25 protein-coding genes and 2 pseudogenes are annotated in these 18448 nt (G+C 67.3%); 19 read left to right on the plus strand and 8 right to left on the minus strand.

What is annotated here, in order from left to right:
* Positions 1–2: 2 nt before the first annotated feature.
* The 4 genes from H8F24_RS13835 (at position 3) to H8F24_RS13850 (ending at position 2715) form a co-directional block, all read left to right on the plus strand.
* Positions 3–350 (plus strand): sugar transferase, encoded by a 348-nt coding sequence (locus H8F24_RS13835; protein ID WP_304623196.1) that lies wholly within the window; start codon positions 3–5, stop codon positions 348–350.
* A gap of 154 nt (positions 351–504) precedes the next feature.
* Complete coding sequence (locus H8F24_RS13840; RefSeq protein ID WP_197170004.1) at positions 505–912, plus strand: hypothetical protein; 408 nt, start codon at positions 505–507, stop codon at positions 910–912.
* Positions 913–946: 34 nt separating this feature from the next.
* Entirely contained in the window at positions 947–2437 is a 1491-nt protein-coding gene (locus H8F24_RS13845; RefSeq protein WP_197170005.1) for an IS66 family transposase, read from the plus strand.
* Between the two features lie 113 nt (positions 2438–2550).
* Positions 2551–2715 (plus strand): hypothetical protein, encoded by a 165-nt coding sequence (locus tag H8F24_RS13850; protein WP_197170006.1) that lies wholly within the window; start codon positions 2551–2553, stop codon positions 2713–2715.
* Between the two features lie 224 nt (positions 2716–2939).
* Here H8F24_RS13850 and H8F24_RS19955 read toward each other — a convergent pair whose 3' ends face one another.
* Complete coding sequence (locus H8F24_RS19955) at positions 2940–3065, minus strand: hypothetical protein (protein WP_255518210.1); 126 nt, start codon at positions 3063–3065, stop codon at positions 2940–2942.
* 175 nt (positions 3066–3240) lie between these two features.
* Between H8F24_RS19955 and H8F24_RS13855 the strand changes: the two genes are divergently transcribed.
* The 3 genes from H8F24_RS13855 (at position 3241) to H8F24_RS13865 (ending at position 4298) form a co-directional block, all read left to right on the plus strand.
* On the plus strand, positions 3241–3477 hold the full coding sequence (locus H8F24_RS13855; RefSeq protein WP_197170007.1) for an AbrB/MazE/SpoVT family DNA-binding domain-containing protein: 237 nt from the start codon (positions 3241–3243) through the stop codon (positions 3475–3477).
* Entirely contained in the window at positions 3477–3899 is a 423-nt protein-coding gene (locus H8F24_RS13860; protein WP_197170008.1) for a type II toxin-antitoxin system VapC family toxin, read from the plus strand. Before H8F24_RS13855 ends, H8F24_RS13860 begins: the two co-directional genes overlap by 1 nt.
* A gap of 105 nt (positions 3900–4004) precedes the next feature.
* Positions 4005–4298 (plus strand): DUF1778 domain-containing protein, encoded by a 294-nt coding sequence (locus tag H8F24_RS13865; RefSeq protein ID WP_197170009.1) that lies wholly within the window; start codon positions 4005–4007, stop codon positions 4296–4298.
* 46 nt (positions 4299–4344) lie between these two features.
* Here H8F24_RS13865 and H8F24_RS19580 read toward each other — a convergent pair whose 3' ends face one another.
* Complete coding sequence (locus H8F24_RS19580; protein WP_231597841.1) at positions 4345–4554, minus strand: hypothetical protein; 210 nt, start codon at positions 4552–4554, stop codon at positions 4345–4347.
* Between the two features lie 56 nt (positions 4555–4610).
* Here H8F24_RS19580 and H8F24_RS13875 point away from each other — a divergent pair, with 56 nt between their 5' ends.
* The 10 genes and pseudogenes from H8F24_RS13875 to H8F24_RS13920 all read left to right on the plus strand — a co-directional run bounded on the left by H8F24_RS13875 (position 4611) and on the right by H8F24_RS13920 (position 9648).
* Positions 4611–4958, plus strand: coding sequence for a hypothetical protein (locus H8F24_RS13875; RefSeq protein WP_197170011.1), 348 nt, complete (start codon positions 4611–4613; stop codon positions 4956–4958).
* A 509-nt stretch (positions 4959–5467) separates the two neighbouring features.
* The gene (locus H8F24_RS13880) at positions 5468–6424 is read left to right on the plus strand and encodes a glycosyltransferase family 4 protein (protein WP_370594831.1); all 957 of its coding nucleotides are present in this window, start codon (positions 5468–5470) and stop codon (positions 6422–6424) included.
* Positions 6425–6669: 245 nt separating this feature from the next.
* Positions 6670–6873, plus strand: a pseudogene (locus H8F24_RS13885) (integrase core domain-containing protein); the annotation flags it as partial.
* Between the two features lie 138 nt (positions 6874–7011).
* Positions 7012–7269, plus strand: a complete 258-nt coding sequence (locus tag H8F24_RS13890; RefSeq protein ID WP_197170013.1) for an AbrB/MazE/SpoVT family DNA-binding domain-containing protein — start codon at positions 7012–7014, stop codon at positions 7267–7269.
* Entirely contained in the window at positions 7269–7658 is a 390-nt protein-coding gene (locus H8F24_RS13895) for a PIN domain-containing protein (RefSeq protein WP_197170014.1), read from the plus strand. Before H8F24_RS13890 ends, H8F24_RS13895 begins: the two co-directional genes overlap by 1 nt.
* Positions 7659–7752: 94 nt before the next feature.
* Positions 7753–7797: pseudogene (locus H8F24_RS19585) on the plus strand (hypothetical protein); the annotation flags it as partial.
* 47 nt (positions 7798–7844) lie between these two features.
* Complete coding sequence (locus tag H8F24_RS13905; RefSeq protein ID WP_197170015.1) at positions 7845–8501, plus strand: asparagine synthase C-terminal domain-containing protein; 657 nt, start codon at positions 7845–7847, stop codon at positions 8499–8501.
* A gap of 56 nt (positions 8502–8557) precedes the next feature.
* Positions 8558–8641, plus strand: coding sequence for a hypothetical protein (locus H8F24_RS20240; protein WP_370594832.1), 84 nt, complete (start codon positions 8558–8560; stop codon positions 8639–8641).
* A gap of 366 nt (positions 8642–9007) precedes the next feature.
* Positions 9008–9310, plus strand: coding sequence for a HEPN domain-containing protein (locus H8F24_RS13915; RefSeq protein ID WP_231597843.1), 303 nt, complete (start codon positions 9008–9010; stop codon positions 9308–9310).
* Positions 9292–9648 carry a nucleotidyltransferase domain-containing protein gene (locus H8F24_RS13920; RefSeq protein ID WP_197170016.1) on the plus strand — a complete coding sequence of 119 codons (357 nt, stop codon included), beginning with the start codon at positions 9292–9294 and terminating at the stop codon, positions 9646–9648. The genes H8F24_RS13915 and H8F24_RS13920 overlap by 19 nt, the downstream gene beginning before the upstream one ends.
* Positions 9649–9653: 5 nt before the next feature.
* On the opposite strand, the gene H8F24_RS13925 is transcribed toward H8F24_RS13920, so the two are convergent.
* The 3 genes from H8F24_RS13925 to cysS form a co-directional block, all read right to left on the minus strand.
* The gene (locus tag H8F24_RS13925; RefSeq protein WP_197170017.1) at positions 9654–10094 is read right to left on the minus strand and encodes a hypothetical protein; all 441 of its coding nucleotides are present in this window, start codon (positions 10092–10094) and stop codon (positions 9654–9656) included.
* Positions 10095–10207: 113 nt separating this feature from the next.
* Positions 10208–11185 (minus strand): N-acetylmuramoyl-L-alanine amidase, encoded by a 978-nt coding sequence (locus H8F24_RS13930; protein ID WP_197170018.1) that lies wholly within the window; start codon positions 11183–11185, stop codon positions 10208–10210.
* On the minus strand, positions 11185–12669 hold the full coding sequence (gene cysS, locus H8F24_RS13935; protein ID WP_197172356.1) for a cysteine--tRNA ligase: 1485 nt from the start codon (positions 12667–12669) through the stop codon (positions 11185–11187). Before cysS ends, H8F24_RS13930 begins: the two co-directional genes overlap by 1 nt.
* 89 nt (positions 12670–12758) lie before the next feature.
* On the opposite strand from cysS, the gene gmd reads away from it, so the two are divergent.
* Together gmd and H8F24_RS13945 are read left to right on the plus strand one after the other, a co-directional pair.
* Positions 12759–13919, plus strand: a complete 1161-nt coding sequence (gene gmd / locus H8F24_RS13940; RefSeq protein ID WP_197154887.1) for a GDP-mannose 4,6-dehydratase — start codon at positions 12759–12761, stop codon at positions 13917–13919.
* 1 nt (position 13920) lies between these two features.
* Positions 13921–14886 carry a GDP-L-fucose synthase gene (locus H8F24_RS13945; RefSeq protein ID WP_197170019.1) on the plus strand — a complete coding sequence of 322 codons (966 nt, stop codon included), beginning with the start codon at positions 13921–13923 and terminating at the stop codon, positions 14884–14886.
* A gap of 53 nt (positions 14887–14939) precedes the next feature.
* On the opposite strand, the gene H8F24_RS13950 is transcribed toward H8F24_RS13945, so the two are convergent.
* The 3 genes from H8F24_RS13950 to H8F24_RS13960 all read right to left on the minus strand — a co-directional run bounded on the left by H8F24_RS13950 (position 14940) and on the right by H8F24_RS13960 (position 18182).
* Positions 14940–15386 (minus strand): universal stress protein, encoded by a 447-nt coding sequence (locus H8F24_RS13950; RefSeq protein WP_197170020.1) that lies wholly within the window; start codon positions 15384–15386, stop codon positions 14940–14942.
* An 88-nt stretch (positions 15387–15474) separates the two neighbouring features.
* The gene (locus tag H8F24_RS13955; RefSeq protein ID WP_197154902.1) at positions 15475–17595 is read right to left on the minus strand and encodes a cation:proton antiporter; all 2121 of its coding nucleotides are present in this window, start codon (positions 17593–17595) and stop codon (positions 15475–15477) included.
* Positions 17595–18182 carry a ParB-like protein gene (locus H8F24_RS13960; RefSeq protein WP_323270848.1) on the minus strand — a complete coding sequence of 196 codons (588 nt, stop codon included), beginning with the start codon at positions 18180–18182 and terminating at the stop codon, positions 17595–17597. Before H8F24_RS13960 ends, H8F24_RS13955 begins: the two co-directional genes overlap by 1 nt.
* Positions 18183–18448 lie beyond the last annotated feature (266 nt).

Raw genomic sequence — 18448 nt, forward strand, 5'->3', positions numbered from 1 at the left:
GGGTGACCCCAGTGGGCCGGTTCCTGCGCCGCTGGAGCCTCGATGAACTTCCCCAGCTGTTCAATGTGCTGAATGGCGAGATGAGCCTGGTGGGCCCACGCCCCCATGCGGTGGATCACAACGAGCAATACCGCAAGCTCATCCCGGGGTACATGCAGCGCCATACCGCCAAACCCGGCATCACCGGCCTCGCCCAGGTTGAAGGCTGGCGCGGCGAAACCAGCCAGCTGGAGGCGATGGCCCGTCGCATCGATGCCGATCTGCGCTACCAGCGCGATTGGAGCCTGAAGCTCGATCTCAAGATCCTGATCAAAACCTTCCTGCGCCTCCGCTCTCCCAATGCCTACTGACGCCAATGGGGATTGCGTGAGGCCCCAGCTCCCCCACTACAACCTCCTGGCGCTGTCTGAGCGTGTGGATCCAGCGCAGAGTCATGCCCTGAATGGCCAAAACCAGTCGGATCGAGTTTGGGGCCACAGAACACGACCGAGACCTGGTCGATCCATGATTCCACGGATGCCCGCTCAGAACGCCTGTACTAGCCTTGATGCAAGGTTTGGGCTGGCTACGGTGTTGCTCGGATTCGACCTCCAAGGCTGGATCACGCTGATCGCCGGCCTTCTGCTCGCCCTGATCACGCTGTTCACGGGTTATGACCATGTCCACGTCTTTTGGGGGCCAACCCTCCGGCTCAATCAGCAGGTCGGAATTTCTCTCCTCCTTGCCTCGCTGGCGCCGTTGGCTCTCGTAGACGAAGTCTTCTCCGTAGGAGTAGCTCAACTGGCATCCCGTCGTCGAGTTCGAGATTCGCGAGATCGAATTCGAGCGCAGGAAGATCGAGCGTATGCGTTCAGGGGTCGGGACGCACCGCCGCGCACTGCAGGCCTGCAACGCGGCTTGACGGCGGTCTGAATCCTCTTTATGTCTCAGGCAGAGGCAACTTGTGATGGGCTCTGCACCGGCTGGGATTGCAGAAGCGGACTGGCAGGCGACCCCTGTTGCCGTCCGGGCCTTCATCGTGGCTCAGCAGCAGGAGAACGCAGAGCTCCGCAACCAGCTCACCGCCCTGGCCACAGAGCTGGCCAGCTTGCGGGAGCAGGTCGGCCGCAGCTCGCGCAACTCCTCCAAGCCGCCCTCCAGTGATGGGCCTGGGTTCAAGCCACCAGCGCGGCGCAAGGGCAGTGGCCGCAAGCGCGGAGCTCAGCCGGGCCATCCTGGATCAGGTCCTGAGTTGCTGCCGATCGAGCGGGTGGATGCGGTGGTGGATCATCACCCGGACGCCTGCCGCCGCTGCGGCAGCTTGCTGGCGGGCGAGGACCCAGAACCGTTGCGCCATCAGCTGATCGAGATCCCGCCGATCGCGCCTGTCGTCACCGAGCACCGGTTGCACCGGTTGGTGTGCCCCTGCTGCTCCACCAGCACCTGCGCAACGTTGCCGGCTGATGTGGACGCCAGTTCGTACGGCCCCAGGCTCAGTGCCTTGGTGGGCCTGCTGGGCAGTGCCTTTCCGTTGAGTGTCAGCAAGACCCAGGCGCTGCTCGATCAGCTGCTGGGCGTTGCGATCAGCCGTGGTGCGATTGCTGCCATCCGCCAGCGCCTGAGTGCAGCGTTGGCGCAACCGATGGTGCAAGCGCTGGAGGCTGCCCGCCGGCAACCGGTGGCCTATGTGGATGAAACCGGTGCACCGACCGGCAACGCCGACGGCGGCAATCCCAGCGGCAAACGCGGCTGGCAGTGGGTGATGGTCACCCCCGTGGTGACGGTGTTTGTGCAGGGTCTGAGCCGCTCAGCCGCAGCGGCCATGGAGCTGCTGGGCCATGGTTTTGGCGGGATCGTGGTGAGCGATCGCTTCTCGGCTTACAACCACCTGCCCAGCCAGCAACGGCAGCTGTGCTGGGCGCATCTGATCCGTGATCTGAGGGCCATCGCCGAACGTTCCGGTGCCAGCGCCGAGGTCGGACACCAGTTGCTGGAGCTGCAGCACCAGCTGTTTGGCTGCTGGCACCGCTACAGGGAGGGCAGGATCGACTGGTCCGGCTTGCAGCACAGCAGCCGGCCGATCCGTCAGGCCTTTGTCGCCACGCTGCAGCGGGTGGTGGATCTGGGCTGCAATCGCGGGGAACGAACGCCGTGGGCCAGCACGGTGCGTACATGCCAGCAATTGCTGCAACGCAGCGACGCCCTGTGGACTTTCCTCACGACCGAGGGCATCGAGCCCACCAACAACGCGGCGGAACGTGCCCTGCGCCAGTCGGTGATTCAGCGCAAGATCAGCCATGGCGTCCAGTCCCGCCAGGGTGCGATCTGCCGCAGCCGCCTGCTCACAGTCACCACCACCCTGCGGCAACAGGGGCGCGATGTCTGGCAGTTCCTGGAGCAGGCCTGGATCGCTCATCACCGCGGCGGGGTGATGCCATCGCTACTGCCGGCCCTCTGAATTCGCAAACAGGCAGAACGGCCTCTTGATCGCTCAGCGATGCACGATCAGCGTGCAGTCCTGCGGCGGGGCGTCACGACCCCTGAACGCATACGATCGAGCAGGGGAAGCGGATGCAGCAGCTCGAGAGCGAGATCGCGCAGATCGAGATAGAGACCGAGCTGTTCAGGAAAGAGAACGCGCGGCTTGCGCAGATCAACTCCAGGCTCGCGCGCTTCGAGCGGGAGCACTTGTGTGGCTCGACCCCTCCCCCCTCCACAGACGATTTCTCCAGCTGATTGCCACAGAGCTCGCTGATCTCGCCGGCGGTTCTCCCTTGTGATCCAACCGCCGCCTGGATCGCCTGTGACCAACAGATCAGCTTCTGCGAGGACGGCGCTCGCCAGTACCCATTCGTCGTCGGGATCCACTAGGCCCAGCGCGAGGATCGCGGCAGGCCTTGGGGCGATCGGTTGATCGCGGAGCAACACCTCGATGGCGTCGAAGACAACCCGCACGCCGCTCAGGAGATGGCAGCAAACACGTCGTGATCGGTGAGCCAGCCAGCCGCCTCACCAAAAGGCAGGGCCTGGCGCCGCAACCGCTCAAAGCGCATCAGCTGCAGCTGCCTGCGCAGCGCATCGCGCACGATCTCGCCGCGGGAGCGGCGCAGGCGGCCTCGAGCTCCTGCTCCAGGTCGGCTTCCAGGCGGATGGTGAGCGCGTGGGTCTTCACGCAAGACATGGTCGTGCGCACGCAGAAGGAGGTCCGCCCGTGGGCCTCGCTCCAGCCAAGTAAGAGTCTTACCAGAAGCTCGGTGGCCCATGCGCATCACCAGCAAAGGCCAGGTCACCATTCCGCAGGAGATCCGTGAGCGCTGCGGCCTCCTGCCCCACACCAGCGTGCAGTTCCGGGAAGAGAACGGCCGTGTGGTGATTGAAAAAGCCACCCCATCGCCAAGCCCCGGGGAAGACGCCATCCAGCGCCTGCGCCAGGCTCGCGTGCGCACGCGGCTGAGCACCGAGGAGTTGCTCGCCCTCACCAGGGGCGAGGACCCCTGATGGTGCTGGTCGATTCCAACGTGCTTCTCGATGTGATCACGGCGGATCCCATCTGGAGCGGCTGGAGCGCCGAGGCCCTGCAGCGCCATCTCGATGCTGGCCCTGCCGCGATCAACGCGATTGTGGTTGCCGAAATCGCCTTCGCCGTTGAGCGCATTGAAGACGTTGACAACCTCCTGCCATCCCATCTTTATCGCTATCTCTCCATTCCCAGGGAGGCGTCCTTTCTCGCGGCCAGAGCCCACGCGGCCTACCGCGAGCGTGGTGGGCAACGCCAGATGATCCTCCCGGATTTCTTGATTGGCGCCCATGCCCTGGTGGCCGGAATCCCGCTCCTCACCCGAGATCAACGTCGCTACCGCCAGGCCTTCCCAGGGCTCACGCTGATCAGCCCCGACCCAGGCGCCACCGCCGCACGCTGATCGCCACCGCGCTGGCCGATCGCGCCGGTGGCTCGCCCGCTTGATCCAGCGGCTCCTTGGTGGTGCCCGCCGTACAGTGTCCGTACATTTCAGGGGGTAGCCGCCTTGACCAGCGCCAAGCCGCAAGGCCTCCGCCTGGCCAAAACGAGTCGGATCGAGTTGCGGGCCACAGAACACGACCGTGACCTGCTGGATCGGGCTGCTGCGGCCCTCGGAACCGACCGCAGTTCCTTCCTGCTCGCCCAGGGGCGCCTCGCCGCCCAGCGGGTGCTGGCCGACAGGGAGCAGTTCGTGCTCGATCACGAGGGCCAGCTGGAATGGGAGCGGATCAACAGCCGCCCGGCTCGAAGCCTTCCGGGTCTGGCGCGGCTGCTGGAGCGCCCCTCGCCATTCCGTTGAACGGCGTGGGCCGCTACCAATCGCCAGAGCTGATGGCGGCTCGTCATCAGCTCACAGGCTTCCACTGCCGCTCCCAGGAGCAAACCGCCTGGCTGGTGGAGGTGGCCCCGGCCTCGATCACGACGGTGATCCGGTGCTGTTTGTGGAGATCCAGTTCCGGCATGTGGAGCCCGGCATTGATCTCAATGCGCTCAGCCAGAGCACCCTGGCTGTACGCCGTGCACTCTGGGCCATCGGGGAACGGCGTTATCCACACCTCCGCTACGACTTTCACGACGACCAGCGCATGCTCGGAACGGAGCACTGGTAAGCGTGACGCTTGCAGACGATCTGATCATCACCGCACGCCAGCTGGCCCATTTGCATGAGCGGCGGCCCCGGCAAGCCGATCTTCGTCGTGCGATCAGCACTGCGTCTCAGAAAACCGCTGCGTGGACGCGGGCATACCGGGCTCTGAACCATCAGGCCATCAAAAAAGCCTGTGGCCATAAGGAAGTACAGAATTATTCAGAAGATCTTGCAACTTTTATCAATCTATTTCCTGAGCTTCAAGAGCTGCGTCAGCGAGCTGATGACGACCCAAACGCTCGCTACAAGCATGGTGAGGTGCTCAGTGCCGTGAACGATGCTGAAGTCGCCCTTGGCATGACCCGCAGCTGATACCCGCCCCCTTCCTTCAGCCCTCGGCCCCCAGCTCCTGGTGTGGCCGGGGGCTTTTTTTATGGTCTTCCGCCCGTCCACCACCGCCACTCCCAGCAGCGCCGCGCAGCTGGCCCTGCCCCAGCAAGCAGCCCTCGCTGCTGCAGCGCGCCTGGCGCAAGCTCTGCCGCCGCTGGCAGTGGCGGGCCAGCAGCCGCCGCCATCCCCGGCTCACCCTCGAGAGCCAGTTCTTCCCCCCCGATTTCGCCGCCACCGGCCAGCTGCTCGACGACCTCACCACCCGCCTGGCCGCCCAGGGCCTGCAGGTGCAGGTGCTCACCGGCATGCCCGCCTATGCCTAGAACCGCGCCCAGGCCAAGCGCATTGAATTCCGCCCCAACAGCTGCATCCGCCCCACCCAGGCCTCCCGCTTCTGGCCCCAGCGCATCCGCGGCCGCGCCATCAACGGCATCCTCTTCTGCCTGCGCATCACCCTGCGCCTGCTGCGCTCTTCCCGCCGCGGCGACCTGATCCTCTACACCACCGAACCCCCCTACCTGCCGCTGCTCGGCTGGCTGCTGCATCGCCTCACCCGCACCCCCTATCTCGTCCTCCTCTACGACCTCTACCCCGATGTGCTGGTGGAGCTCGGCGTGCTCCCCGCCGGCCATGGCCTGGTGCAGCTCTGGCGCCAGTTCAACCGTTGGGTGTTTGCCGATGCCCAGCAATTGATCGTGCTCTCTGAGCCCATGGCCGTTCGCGTGCGCAATCACGCCCCTGCCGCCGCCGCCAAGCTCACGGTGATTCCCAGCTGGGCGGATCCCGCCCAGATCCATCCCCGCCCCAAAGCCGACAACTGGTTTGCCACCCAGCACCAGCTCGCCGATCGCTTTGTGGTGCTCTATTCCGGCAACCAGGGCCGCTGCCACGATCTGGTCACCGTGATGGCCGCCGCACTGCTGCTGCGTCAGCAGCCCGATGTGCTGTTTCTGTTCATCGGCAAGGGGCCGCAGCACCAGCGCCTGCTGGAGCTCGTGCACGACTGGGGCCTGGGCAACTGCCGCTTCCTGCCCTATCAGGAGCTCAGCGATCTGCCCTATTCCCTGGCTGCCGCTGATCTGGCCTTGGTCACCCTCGGCATCGAAGCGGAGGGGTTGGTGGCGCCCTCCAAGCTCTATGGCCACCTCGCCGCCGCTACACCAATCGCTGCCATCACGCCCGCCAGCTCCTACCTGCGCAAGCTGGTGGAACAGGAGGGCTGCGGCCGCTGGTTTGCCAATGGCGACGCCCAAGGCCTGGCCGATTGGATCCTGGAGCTCAAGGCCAATCGCCAGCAGGCCGTGGCCTGCGGCAACCGGGCCCGCAACCTGCTGCTGCGCACCGCCACTCCCGATCTGGTTATCGCCCAATACCTGCAGTTGATTCAGCAGCACCTGCCCGACCACAAGCCGCTCACACCGCCACCTCCGGCCCCCCGGTTTCAGTAAAGATGTCACCCCTCTGATCCGTACACCCGGGGGCTTGAGGAGATGACCAATGCGCCGATACAGCGAGGCCGTCAAGGCTGATGTGAGAAGGCGGATGAGCCCGCCGCAACGCCAGAGCGTGGCCCGGATTTCAGAAGAGCTGGGCATCCTCGTGATCACCTTCTACAAACGGAGGAAGACTTGGCGGTTGCAGGAGGAGGTGGTGCCGGCATCAGAGAAGGAACCAGAAGGCTGGAGCCGGCCCGTGCCAGCCGCCGCCCCTGGTCCTTCACGCCGACAACGGCAATGCCATTTCCAGACCAAGGGTCTCGAACGTCAACCCCTACTCGGAATCCCTGTTCCGCACGCTCAAGTACCGGCCCGACTACCCCAGCCGGCCATTCGCCAGCAAAATCGAAGCCTGCGAGTGGGTGGTGTCATTTGTGGACTGGTACAACCACCGGCACCGCCTGAGGAGCTCGTCAGCCGAGATTTTTAGTGCCTTTGATATGCCGTTATCGTGAAAACGTTGATTCATGGGTGTTGAGGCTGGCCGCCGTGAATGATCCTGGCTAAAAATTTGTAATTCATGTCAGCTGGGCTGAGCCATGCGCAGCACCATCACGGCCCGGGGTCAAACGGTGATCCCCGCCCCCATTCGTGCCCGTTTTTCCCTTGGTCCGTCCCAGCGTCTGGAATGGTTTGTGGATGCCGATGGCTCCATCCGCGTGGTGCCGGTGGACCTGTCGCCAGTGAAGGCCTTTCGTGGCGTGGGGCGCCGCGGCGGCTCCACCGAGCGGCTCCTGGCTGATCGTGAAGCTGATCGTGAAACCGAGCGGCGGGCAGAGCCGGGCTTCGGCCTCTGATGGCAGCGCTGCTTCTGCTGGATACCTCGGCCCTGCTCACCCTGCGCGACGATGAACCCGGCGCCGATCGGGTCGAACAGGCGCTCGAGCGCCAAGGCCGCTGTTATGCCTGCTTTCTCAGCCGGATGGAGGTGCTCTATCGGGTCTGGAAAGACGAAGACGAGCGCGCCGGACGCCTGGCCTATGAGCAGCTCAAGGCTCTGCCGCTGCGCTGGATCGAGGCTTCTGAGCCCTTGCTCGAGCAGGCCGCCAGCATCAAGGCCCGCTACGCCTTGTCTCTGGCTGACTCCTGGATTGCCGCTGCGGCCCAGCAGGTGGGGGCCATCCTCCTCCACAAGGATCCCGAGCTTCGGGCGATCGCCGATTTATCCCAGGAGTGGCTCGGCTGAATGTGCGGTTTCGCAGGCCTCTGGCGGCCCACAGCCGCACCTGCGCCCGCGCCTGTCCCCGACGATTCCGGTCTCTGGTGTGACCCACCAGCCGATGGCCAGCGCCAGTGAGCGCTTTGTGATCGCCTTCAACGGCGAGATTTACAACCACCAAGCCCTGCGCCGCGAACTGGAAGCCGCAGGCCTGTGCAGCGGCGCTTCGGCGGCCTGCCGCCCCTCGCCCGCCGCGCCCTGGCCCGAAGCCTCGCGCTCCTGCCTGTGTCTGCCGCCGGCCTCGCCCGCGACAAGCAGCGCAAGCTGGCCGCCGCCATCCGCGCTGCCGGCTCCCTGGAGCAGCTGCACGCGGCCCTCACCAGCGTGTGGGCCGATCCGGCCGTGCTGCTGCAGCCCCACTGGCAGAGCGCCGCGGCCGAAGCCGGAGCCCTTCCCGAGGCGCCCACCGCCGCCGAGCAGTTGATGCTCGCCGATGCCCGCACCTATCTCCTCGCCGACATCCTCGTGAAGGGCGATCGGGCGGCCATGGCAGTGGGTCTGGAAACCCGCGCCCCCTTCCTCGATCACCGCGTCGCCGCCGTGGCCTGGCGTTTGCCCCTGGCCCTCAAGATCCGCGGCGGCACCGGCAAGTGGGCCCTGCGGCAGCTGCTCCATCGCCATGTGCCCCCCGAGCTGATCGATCGCCCCAAGGCCGGTTTCGCGATGCCGATCGGCGCCTGGCTGCGCGGCCCCTTGCGCCCCTGGGCCGAGGACCTGCTCGATCCCCAGCTGCTGCAGCGCCAGGGCTATCTCCAGCCCGCGCCCATCCAGCATCTCTGGCGTGCCCCCTCAACGCGATTCGCGAGTTGATGATGGGGCTTTGATCCACTTCTCACCGGCAGCAATGTGGTGCCCTGGCGGAAGCGTTGCTCGACTTTCAGGGTCCAGCCGACCTGGCGGCCTGGCTGGCCGCTACTCCATCCGCCAACGCCAACAGCCCGGCCTGCTGATCATCCCGCTGGCAAAAGCGATGGTGTGGCGCTTTCTCACGTTGATGCGCTGGTGCCACTTCGTTTTCCTTGTGATCTCAGGCGCACACCCGAGCACTTTCGAGCTGGTGTGCACTGAGAACCGCGTGAGAACCGCGAGTCGGTGCTCAAGCTGGCAGCGGATGGTCCCGCAATGGTGAGCTTTTCTTTCAGCTCAAGCTGTTCGTCAATCGCGAAGGGCGATGCGTTCAGACGCTCAGCCACCTGCGCCGCAGGTCGATGATTGGGATGGACGGGTTGCGCCATGATCCGCACCACGCCGTTTTCAGGGATCGGACAGGTAGCCCATCCATGGTCGAGCTCCTGTCTGCGCGCCATCATGAGGCGATGAACCGTTCCCGCGACTGGTTGCATCAAGCCCAGGCAGACCTCGAACAAGCCCAGCTCAGTGCTGGGGCGGGTCACCACGAATGGGCCTGCTTTGCCTGTCACCAGGCGGTGGAGAAAGCGCTCAAGGCCCTGCATCTGCACCTGGGCCAGCAGGCCTGGGGTCATGGTCTGGGACGCTGCTATCGCGATCTTCCCCCCGAGGCCTCTGCGCCCCTGGCTGAGGTTGTTCCTGATCTGGAAGATCGGCTGCGGCCGCCTCCAAAGCGAGGACGCTTTCTGCCATGCCCGTGCGCTCGTTGACGCAATCGCTGCTGCGATGGCCACGTCCTGAGCAGGTGCTTGCAGCCGCTGAGCTCTGGGTCGCCGCCCAGCGTGCCCAGAACCCCTCGCTGCAACGGGTTGGCCTGTTTGGAAGTTATGGCCGCGGTACGGCCGGAGTGGGCAGCGACCTGGATCTGCTGCTGGTCGATGCAGCCGCCAGCGGCCCTCAATACCAGCGCCTGCTCCATTGGCCCTTGGAGCAGTTGCCCCTGAGCTGTGATGCTCTGGTGCTCACCCCCGCAGAGCTGGAGCAGTTGCTGGCCAGCGGCAGCCGCATGGCCCAGGAGCTGCAGCGTGACCTGCGCTGGCTGGGCTGACCGGCTTACGCCGGATCCCAGTGGCGGCCCCCGTCGGCCCGGCGCCGGCGGTGCCGCCGCGATTCCCGCTGGCTGAACTGGCTCACGCTGGGGTTGGCGACCACCGGATCCACATGGGCCACCTGCTCCCAGAGCTCCCGCGGAGCCCAGCGCACCGTGTGCTGCACCCGGTCGTGCTTGGTCACGTGGCACCAGCGGCTGGTGCCGCAGCAGCCGCAGAACAGCTCCTCCAGCCATTCGTTGCTCAGCACCAGCACCGGATAGGCCTGGATCACCAGCTTCGCCTTCCTGTCGCTCATGCCCCGCTGCTTCAGCTGTTCCGGGGTGAGCAGATGCAGGAAATACTTCCGCCCCACGCCGAACAACCGCTCCTGCGGATGGGCCGGGCAGAACAGCTGCCGCTGCAGCGGCCGGGTGCGTCGCCGCTTCGGTGCGCTTGAGGACATGACAGGCTGCCGTTATCGTGACATTAGTCAGGGGTTCGGTTTCGCCAAGGTTGCGGTGGGCACAGACACCTGCCCGGTTCGTGCATCCCCATCGTGCCTCCATCTCCAGCCCCTCAGCCGCCCCGTCGCTCGCCCAGGGCAAAGGGCTGGTAGGTCACGCTGATGCCGAATTCCTCGGCGAATTCGAGCACGCGGCACCAGGCGCGGCTGAATGCGGCACCACTTGTCGCATCTCCGGCCGCATCTCGGGCCGCAGCTGCGGCTGCATCGGGCCGCAGGATGCCGCGCAGGATCACCGGGGCGCTGCCCCCCTGCAGGGCCATCTCGAACAGGGGGTGGCCGATCGACTCCTGCACCGCATCGTCCCGGTAGAAGGGCGCCACATCGTTGCTGCCGATCAGCAGGCGCCGCTGCAGCGGATTCCACTCGTAGGGGATGTCGTAGAGGCTGAGCAGATCGGCGGCCAGGGCCCAGGAGGTGCCATGGATGTCGATCTCCACGGCCAGTTGGCGGCTGCGGGCCGTCATCGTGCTGCGGCGCCGGAAGGCCAGGGGCGCCGGCGCCATGGATCCGCTGCTCGACCCGGTGGAGCCGCTGGCCGGCGCCTCTCCCCGCAGGTAGGCCCGGATCTTCTGGCGCAGCACCGCACCGCCGTCGTCGGGCCCGCCCTTGCGCAGCTGCATGAAGTCCCAGCGTTCGCCGCTGCCGCCCCAGGCCACCGGGCCGTAGTTGTCGTGCAGGATCCGGCCATCGCGGTTCGAGGCCGCTTCGGCATGGGTCATCACCCGCTGGATCGTGATGTCGTCGGCGCTCCACCCCCAGCTGCGGGCCACCGCCGCCGCCTCGCGGCACATCGCCTCGATCTGGGCGTCGGTGGGGGGGATCGTCCAGGGATCGGGCACGCCGCCCATGCAGGCGCAGGAGATCGCCACGGCATTGCTGTTGCGCCGCCAGGTGTGGGCGTTGAGATCGATCGTGTACGAGTGCAGCCGGTGCAGGTGCCCGTCGCCGGCCACGATCGTGTGATACGCCCCCGACCGCACCCAGGTGTAGGGGGTGGCGCTCCAGTGCAGGTAGATGGTGGCAGCCATCAGCGCCGCATCCAGTCGGTCACGCCGCCCGGTTTGTCGATCAGCTCCACCCCCTGCTGCCGCAGTTCGGCGCGGATCCGGTCGGCGGTGGCGAAATCACGGGCGGCCTTGGCGGCCTGCCGTTCGGCGATGCGCTCGAGGATCGCGGCTTCCTCGCTGTCCTCCCCTGCGGCTGCCTCGTCCATGTCACGGGCCTGCGTCTCGGCGATCAGGCCCAGCACACCGGCCAGCTCCACCAGCTCCTGCCAGCGCGGGGCCAGCTCTGCGGCCTCCTCGCGGCAGGCGGTGTCGCCGCGCTCGAGCCGGTGGGCCAGGGCCTTCAGCGGCCTGGCCAGCTCGAACAGCACCGCCAGGGCCGCCGCGGTGTTGAGGTCATCGTCCATCGCGGCCTGGAAGCGCCGCCGGGCTTCCGACTGGATGGTGCTGGGGTGTTCAGGCGGATGGGTGGCGGCGGCAGCGGCAATCCAGCCCAGGGCCATGCCGAACCGCTGACCCAGCCCCAGGGCGGCATTGAGCCCCCTCCAGCCCGTGGCGGCGGCCTCCAGCGCCTGGTCGGTGAAATCGAGCGGCTTGCGGTAGTGGGCCTGCAGCACGAACAGCCGCAGGGTCATCGCACTCACGCCGCTGGCCAGCAGGGCCCGGATCGTGGTGAAGTTGCCGAGCGATTTGCTCATCTTCTCGCCGCCCACGTTCACCATGCCGTTGTGCAGCCAGTAGCGGGCCAGCTCCTGGCCCGTGGCCGCCTCCGACTGGGCGATCTCGTTCTCGTGGTGCGGAAAGATCAGATCGGCGCCGCCCAGATGAATGTCGATCGTGTCGCCGAGTTCCTCGCGCACCATCGCCGAGCACTCGATGTGCCAGCCCGGCCGCCCTGCCCCCCAGGGCGAGGGAAAGCTCGGTTCGCCTGGCTTTGCGGCCTTCCACAGCGCGAAATCGAAGGGGTGCCGCTTGCGCTCTTCCTCCGCCTGGCTGACGCGCCCCTCGGCGTTCTGCTGCTGCTCGCCCAGATCGCGGCCCGACAGCTTGCCGTAACCGGCGTGCTGCATCACGGCGAAATACACATCCCCCTCGGCGGAGTAGGCGGCTCCCTTCGCCTCCAGCTCTCCGATCAGGGCCCGGATCGCATCCAGGCTGCCGGTGGCCCTTGGCATCCGGTCGGGCGGCAGGATGTTCAGGGCGGCCATATCCACCCGGAAGGCCTCGATGTTGCGCTCGCTCACCGCCTCCATCGAGCTGCCCTCTTCGGCGGCGCGGCGCAGGATCTTGTCGTCGATGTCGGTGTAGTTCTGCACGAAGGTCACCGCATAGCCGCTCCAGATCAGGTAGCGGCGCAGCACATCCCAGACGATGTAGCTGCGGGCATGGCCCAGATGGCAGAGGTCATACACGGTGACCCCGCAGCAATAGAGGCTCACCTGCCCGGGCACCAGCGGCTCGAACGGCTCGGTGCGACGGGTGAGGGTGTTGGTGAGCCGCAGGGTCACAGGCCGGCCGGTGGTGATCGCTCTGGATCGCACCGTACTGGCGAGCACGGCTTAACCTCCTCGCCATTGGCGATGGCGGTCTGCCCAGCATGCGCAAGACGGCACTGATCACCGGCATCTCCGGGCAGGACGGCTCCTACCTGGCGGAGCTGCTGCTCGAGAAGGGCTATGCGGTGCATGGCATCAAGCGCCGGGCCAGCAGCTTCAACACCCAGCGGATCGATCATCTCTACCAGGATCCCCATGCCCTGGACCGGGCAGATTCGGCGCCGCCCCTGGTGCTCCACTACGGCGACCTCACCGACAGCACCAACCTGATCCGGATCGTGCAGCAGGTGCAGCCCGATGAGATCTACAACCTCGGCGCCCAGAGCCACGTGGCGGTGAGTTTCGAGAGCCCGGAATACACCGCCAACTGCGACGCCCTCGGCACCCTGCGGATTCTGGAGGCGGTGCGGATTCTGGGGCTCAGCGCGAAAACCCGCATCTACCAGGCCAGCACCAGCGAGCTCTATGGCCTGGTGCAGGAGATCCCCCAGAAGGAGAGCACGCCCTTCTACCCCCGCAGCCCCTACGGCGTGGCGAAGCTCTATGCCTACTGGATCACGGTGAACTACCGCGAGGCCTACGGCATGTATGCCTGCAACGGCATCCTGTTCAACCACGAGAGCCCGCGGCGGGGCGAAACCTTCGTGACCCGCAAGATCACCCGCGGTCTGGCCCGCATCGATGCGGGGCTGGAGCCGTGCCTGTTCATGGGCAACCTCGATTCCCTGCGCGACTGGGGCCACGCCCGCGACTACGTCGAGATGCAGTGGCGGATGCTGCAGCAGGATGGTCCGCCGGAAGACTTCGTGATCGCCACCGGCCGGCAGGAGAGTGTGCGGCGCTTCATCGAGCTCGCGGCTGAACAGCTGGGCTGGGGCGGCATCCGCTGGAGCGGAGACGGGGTGAACGAGGTGGGCCGGCGCGCCGGCACCGATCAGGTGGTGGTGCGCATTGATCCGCGCTACTTCCGCCCCGCCGAGGTGGCCACCCTGCTGGGCGATCCCAGCCGCGCCCAGCAGAAACTGGGCTGGACCCCCACCACCACCCTCGAGGAACTGGTGGCCGAGATGGTGGCCGAAGACCAGCAGGAGGCAGCGAAGGAGGCCACCCTGCGCCGCGAAGGCTTCAAGGTGGTGGGGTCGATGGAGAACCCTCCCACGACCCCCCACATGCTCGAGAAAGCAGGGCTGGGGCTCGGTTGAGATGGGCGCCAACCTGATCCATCCCTCCGACCGCATCTTCGTGGCCGGCCACCGCGGCATGGCCGGCGGGGCGATCTGCCGGGCCCTGGAGCGGCGGGGTTACACCCATCGGCTCACCGCCGATCGCGCCGAGCTCGATCTGGAGGATGCGGTGGCGGTGCGCCAGTGGTTCGAGGCGAACCGGCCCCAGGTGGTGGTCCTGGCGGCGGCGAAGGTGGGCGGCATCCACTTCAACGACACCTATCCCGCCGATTTCCTGCTCGACAACCTCAAGATCGAGACCCATGTGATCGAGAGTGCCTGGCGGTGCGGCACCCGCCGGTTGCTGTTTCTCGGCAGCAGTTGCATCTATCCCCGCCTGGCGCAGCAGCCGATCCGTGAGGAGGCGCTGCTCACCGGGCCGCTCGAGCCCACGAATGAGTGGTATGCGATCGCCAAGATCACCGGCATCAAGCTGTGCGCGGCCCTGCGGCGGCAATACGGGTTCGACGCGATCAGCCTGATGCCCACCAACCTCTACGGGCCCGGCGACAACTACCACCCCACCCACAGCCACGTGTTGCCCGCCCTGATCCGCCGCTTCCACGAGGCGAAGCTGGCCCACGCCCCCAGCGTCACCTGCTGGGGCAGCGGCTCGCCGCTGCGGGAATTCCTCCATGCCGATGATCTCGGCGAGGCCTGTGTGCATGCTCTCGAGACCTACGCCCCTGATCCGGCGGATCCGGTGCAGCACCTCAACGTGGGCACCGGCATTGATCTGCCGATCCGGGAGTTGGCCCAGTTGGTGGCCGGCGCCGTGGGCTACCAGGGCGAGATCCTCTGGGACACCACCAAGCCGGATGGCACCCCCAGGAAGCAGCTCGATGTGAGCCGGATCGAGGCCACCGGCTGGAAGGCCCGCATCCCTCTGGCCGAAGGGCTGGTGAGCACCTACGCCGATTTCCTCGCCCCTGGCACCCGTCTCTGATCGCGGCGGCGCAGGCGTGCACCGGCGCATCAGCGCATCAGCGCACCAGGGCATCAGCGCACCACCAGCACCGGACAGGGCGCCTGCACCAGCACCCGCTGGGTCTCGCTGCCCAGCAGCAGGCCCACCAGGCCCCGCCGGCCATGGGAGGCCATCACGATCAGGTCGCAGCCGAGACGCTCCACGGCCTCAAGGATGCTGCTGTGCACCCCGTCGGCACTGCTGCTCTCGGTGCTCACCGGCACGCCGGCCTGCTCGGCCACCGCTCGGGCGTCCGCCAGGATCCGCGTCGAGTCGTCTTTGGCGGCCTGCAGCAGCGCTTCGATCGTGGTGGGTTCCACCATTTCGCCCATGCCCACCAACGAGAGCGCCACGTTCTCGCGCACATGCAGCAGGGTGATGCGGCTGCCCAGGCTGCGGGCCAGCTCCACCGCCTGCGTCACCGCCTTCCCGGATGCGGCAGAGCCATCGGTGGGCACCAGCAGATGGGCGAAGGCCATGGTGGCGACGGCAGCACACGCCCGGTCTAGACAAAGGCTCCGACTCTGTCGCCCCGGCTGTCACGCATGCTGATCTGGTTTGCGTCGATCAGTGCAGTGGGTCGCTGATCACCAGGGTGGAGCAGCTCAGCCGGCGCAGCAGCCAGCTGGCGCGGTCGCTGGCGGCGATCGGCAGGCCGCCCACCAGCCGCCGCTGGGAGCGCAGGATCACCAGATCGTGCAGGCTGGCCTGGCGCAGGATGCCGGCCTCGATCGCCAGGCTGGGCACCAGCTGCACATCCACCGCCACCCGCGGGCGGCGGGCGTCGGGGTCGGGCAACCAGTGCTGCAACTGCTGCCGGATCTGCTGGCGTTCGCTCTCCGGCAGGCGGGGATCATGCAGGTGCAGCAGGGTGATCCGCACCGGCCCGGATGGCGCTTCTGCCGTTCCAGGCGGGCCCCCTGGCGTGGTGCTGACGCTGTTGGCGATGCGCTCGGCCAGTTGCACCTGCTCCAGGGCACTGGCCGAGAGGTCTTTGATCGGCACCAGCAGGCGGCGCAGCTCGCGCGGGTTGCGCCGCAGGCGGGTCACCACCACCGGGCAATGGGCCTGGCGGCAGAGCCCATCCACCAGATCTCCGAACAGCCAGCGGCCCAGCCGCGCCGGCGATCCCACCCCCACCACCAGCAGGTCGGCCCCCTGCTCCAGGGCCGCCCTGGCGATGCCGCCGGCCACCTCGTGATCCACCCGCAGCAGGGGGCTGCTGCGGAAGCGGAGGACGCGACTGATCGCTTCGGTGTCGAGCAGCAGCTGGCGGGCCCGGGCCAGGTCTGTGGTGAGGGCCATGGAGCCCTGCCGTTCCGCCTCGGAGCGGGAGGGGGTCACCACCGCCAGAGGCAGCACCAGCCCCTCGCGGCCCTCTTCCCCGCCGATCAGCTGGCTGGCCATGCCCAGCAGGGCCCGCTCGTTGGCGGGATTGGCGATCGGCACCATCACCCGCAGGGCCCGGTGCACCAGCGCCAGCTGGCCGGTCGAGGCGTCGGTCTGGAGAGCCGCGGTGCGCTCCTCGCGCAGGCGGGCCATCGCCATGCTGGTGAGGGCCGGCCCCAGGATCGCCGTCACCACCATCAACGCCAGCACGCTGTTCAGCACCGTTTCGTTGAGCAGCCCGGCGCGGAATCCCACCGTGGTGGCGGCCAGGGTGGCGGCCACCTGGGGCAATGACAACGACCAGAGGGTGAGCATCTCGGCGCCGCTGTAGCGGTAGATCAGGCCGGAGAGCCAGGCGGCCAGGCCCTTGCTGGCCACCAGAACGCCGATCAGGGCGGCCGCAAAGCCGAAGCCCATCACGGTGCGCAGGAACACCGGCACATCGAGCAGCAGCCCCAGATCGATGAAGAAGATCGGGATGAACAGGCTGGCCCCCACCAGGATCACCTGCTCCTTCACCGGCCCCTCCGGCAGCACGGCGTTCACCGCCAGCCCGGCCAGAAAGGCCCCCACGATCTTCTCCACCCCGGCCAGTTCCGCTCCGACGGCCGAGAGAAACAGGGCGAGCAGCACCGCCACCAGCAGCCGCCCGTCGCCGTCGCCGCTGCGGCGCACCAGGGCATGGCCCAGACGCCGGATCACCACCACCGTGGTGGTGGCGAAGACCGCCACCTTGACCAGCAGCCCGACCAGCCCCAGGGCTGAGAAGCTGCCCTGGCCGAGGCTGATGCACAGCGCCAGCACCAGCAGGGAGGCGATGTCCGTGAAGATCGTGCCGCCGATCGCCACGGTCACCGATTCCTCCCGCATGGCGCCGTAGCTGCGCACGATCGGGTACCCAAGAGGGGTGTGGGAGGCCAGAACCGAGCCCAGCAGCACCGCGCTCACCGCCCCGAAGCCGCTGAAGAAGCCCAGCGCCGTGCCGGCGACCATCGGCAGGCTGAAGGTGAGCAGCCCGAAGCGAAACGAACGCTGGCGGATCCGCTGGAATTCGGCCAGGTCGATCTCCAGACCGGCGATGAACAGCAGATAGACCACGCCCACATCGGAGAGCAGGGCCACGGTGGGGCTGTCCGGCGTGAGCCAGCCGAGGGCATGGGGGCCCACCAGCACACCGGCCACCAGCAATCCCACCAGATCGGGCAGCCGCATCCGCCGGAACAGGGGCGGCACCAGCACACTCAGGGCGAGCAGCAGAGCGAAGCTGCCGAGCGGATTGGCAGCCAGGTACTCGGCCACTACAGCCCTTGCCAGCCGGCCAGGTGGGAGGCGGCGGTGGAGCGGGCCAGGGCCCGGGCGGCTGGCAGGGCCGGCTCCAGCCGCATGGAGCTGAAGGGTGGCAGGGAGCGTCGGCGCAGCCAGGCTCCCCAGCGGAACTCGTGGAAGGGAATCAGGGGAGCCGGGGCGATCACCCCCTCCTGCTTCAGCTTCCAGACCAGGCTGCGGTAGGGGTCATCCTGCAGCTCCCCCAGATGGTTGGGCAGCGCGGCGGGATCGAGCGGACCATGGCCGCGGCCGTTATAGAGATACAGCCAGCCGCGTTGATGCAGGGCGCTCAGGCTGGCCTTGAGATCCGTGGTTGCAATCTCCAGGGCCACGTAACCGAACGCGGAAGCCAGTGGATCGAGGGAGAACAATCCGCTGAGCCGGTGATGGCGGTCCACCATCCAGAGCAATCCGGCGGCGTTGCGCGCCATGGGTACGGGCTTCTTGCGCAGGTAGGCGCGCCTGTCGTCGGGGCTGTCGCGGGAGAAATCGGCGTGGCGCCGCTGCACCTCGGCCCGGCCCACGCACAGCTGGGTGGGCCGCAGCGAGGCGATCGGCACCTCCAGCAGGGGCTCATCCGGCTGGGGCGGTGGCAGGGGGTCGTAGGGGAGAAGGTGCAGGGGTCCTGCGCGGATCTCCCCATCCTGGCGCGATCAGCCTGGTCTCGCAGGAAGCCGGGGCGGGGTGTTCCCGGCGGGCCGGGCTGCGGCGGCCTCGGTGCCGGATAGGGTCGGCTCCTGCTCAGGACTCCATGGCCCCTACTTCCGTTCCGGCACCGGAGTGGCTGCCTCAGGCCAACCCCGTGACCACGCCACCTGGGAGCACC

Source organism: Synechococcus sp. CBW1002 (assembly GCF_015840915.1).
GTDB lineage: Bacteria > Cyanobacteriota > Cyanobacteriia > PCC-6307 > Cyanobiaceae > CBW1002.

Bases quoted from the DNA above. Each gene is read 5' to 3' on its own strand.
- H8F24_RS13950 (WP_197170020.1), bottom strand. From the start codon at position 15,386: ATGGCCTTCGCCCATCTGCTGGTGCCCACCGATGGCTCTGCCGCATCC.
- H8F24_RS13890 (WP_197170013.1), top strand. From the start codon at position 7,012: ATGCGCAGCACCATCACGGCCCGGGGTCAAACGGTGATCCCCGCCCCC.
- H8F24_RS13920 (WP_197170016.1), top strand. From the start codon at position 9,292: ATGCCCGTGCGCTCGTTGACGCAATCGCTGCTGCGATGGCCACGTCCT.
- H8F24_RS13895 (WP_197170014.1), top strand. From the start codon at position 7,269: ATGGCAGCGCTGCTTCTGCTGGATACCTCGGCCCTGCTCACCCTGCGC.
- H8F24_RS13850 (WP_197170006.1), top strand. From the start codon at position 2,551: ATGCAGCAGCTCGAGAGCGAGATCGCGCAGATCGAGATAGAGACCGAG.
- H8F24_RS13845 (WP_197170005.1), top strand. From the start codon at position 947: ATGGGCTCTGCACCGGCTGGGATTGCAGAAGCGGACTGGCAGGCGACC.
- H8F24_RS13945 (WP_197170019.1), top strand. From the start codon at position 13,921: ATGGGCGCCAACCTGATCCATCCCTCCGACCGCATCTTCGTGGCCGGC.
- H8F24_RS13840 (WP_197170004.1), top strand. From the start codon at position 505: ATGATTCCACGGATGCCCGCTCAGAACGCCTGTACTAGCCTTGATGCA.
- H8F24_RS13925 (WP_197170017.1), bottom strand. From the start codon at position 10,094: ATGTCCTCAAGCGCACCGAAGCGGCGACGCACCCGGCCGCTGCAGCGG.
- H8F24_RS13855 (WP_197170007.1), top strand. From the start codon at position 3,241: ATGCGCATCACCAGCAAAGGCCAGGTCACCATTCCGCAGGAGATCCGT.
- gmd (WP_197154887.1), top strand. From the start codon at position 12,759: ATGCGCAAGACGGCACTGATCACCGGCATCTCCGGGCAGGACGGCTCC.
- H8F24_RS13930 (WP_197170018.1), bottom strand. From the start codon at position 11,185: ATGGCTGCCACCATCTACCTGCACTGGAGCGCCACCCCCTACACCTGG.
- H8F24_RS13860 (WP_197170008.1), top strand. From the start codon at position 3,477: ATGGTGCTGGTCGATTCCAACGTGCTTCTCGATGTGATCACGGCGGAT.
- H8F24_RS13915 (WP_231597843.1), top strand. From the start codon at position 9,008: ATGAACCGTTCCCGCGACTGGTTGCATCAAGCCCAGGCAGACCTCGAA.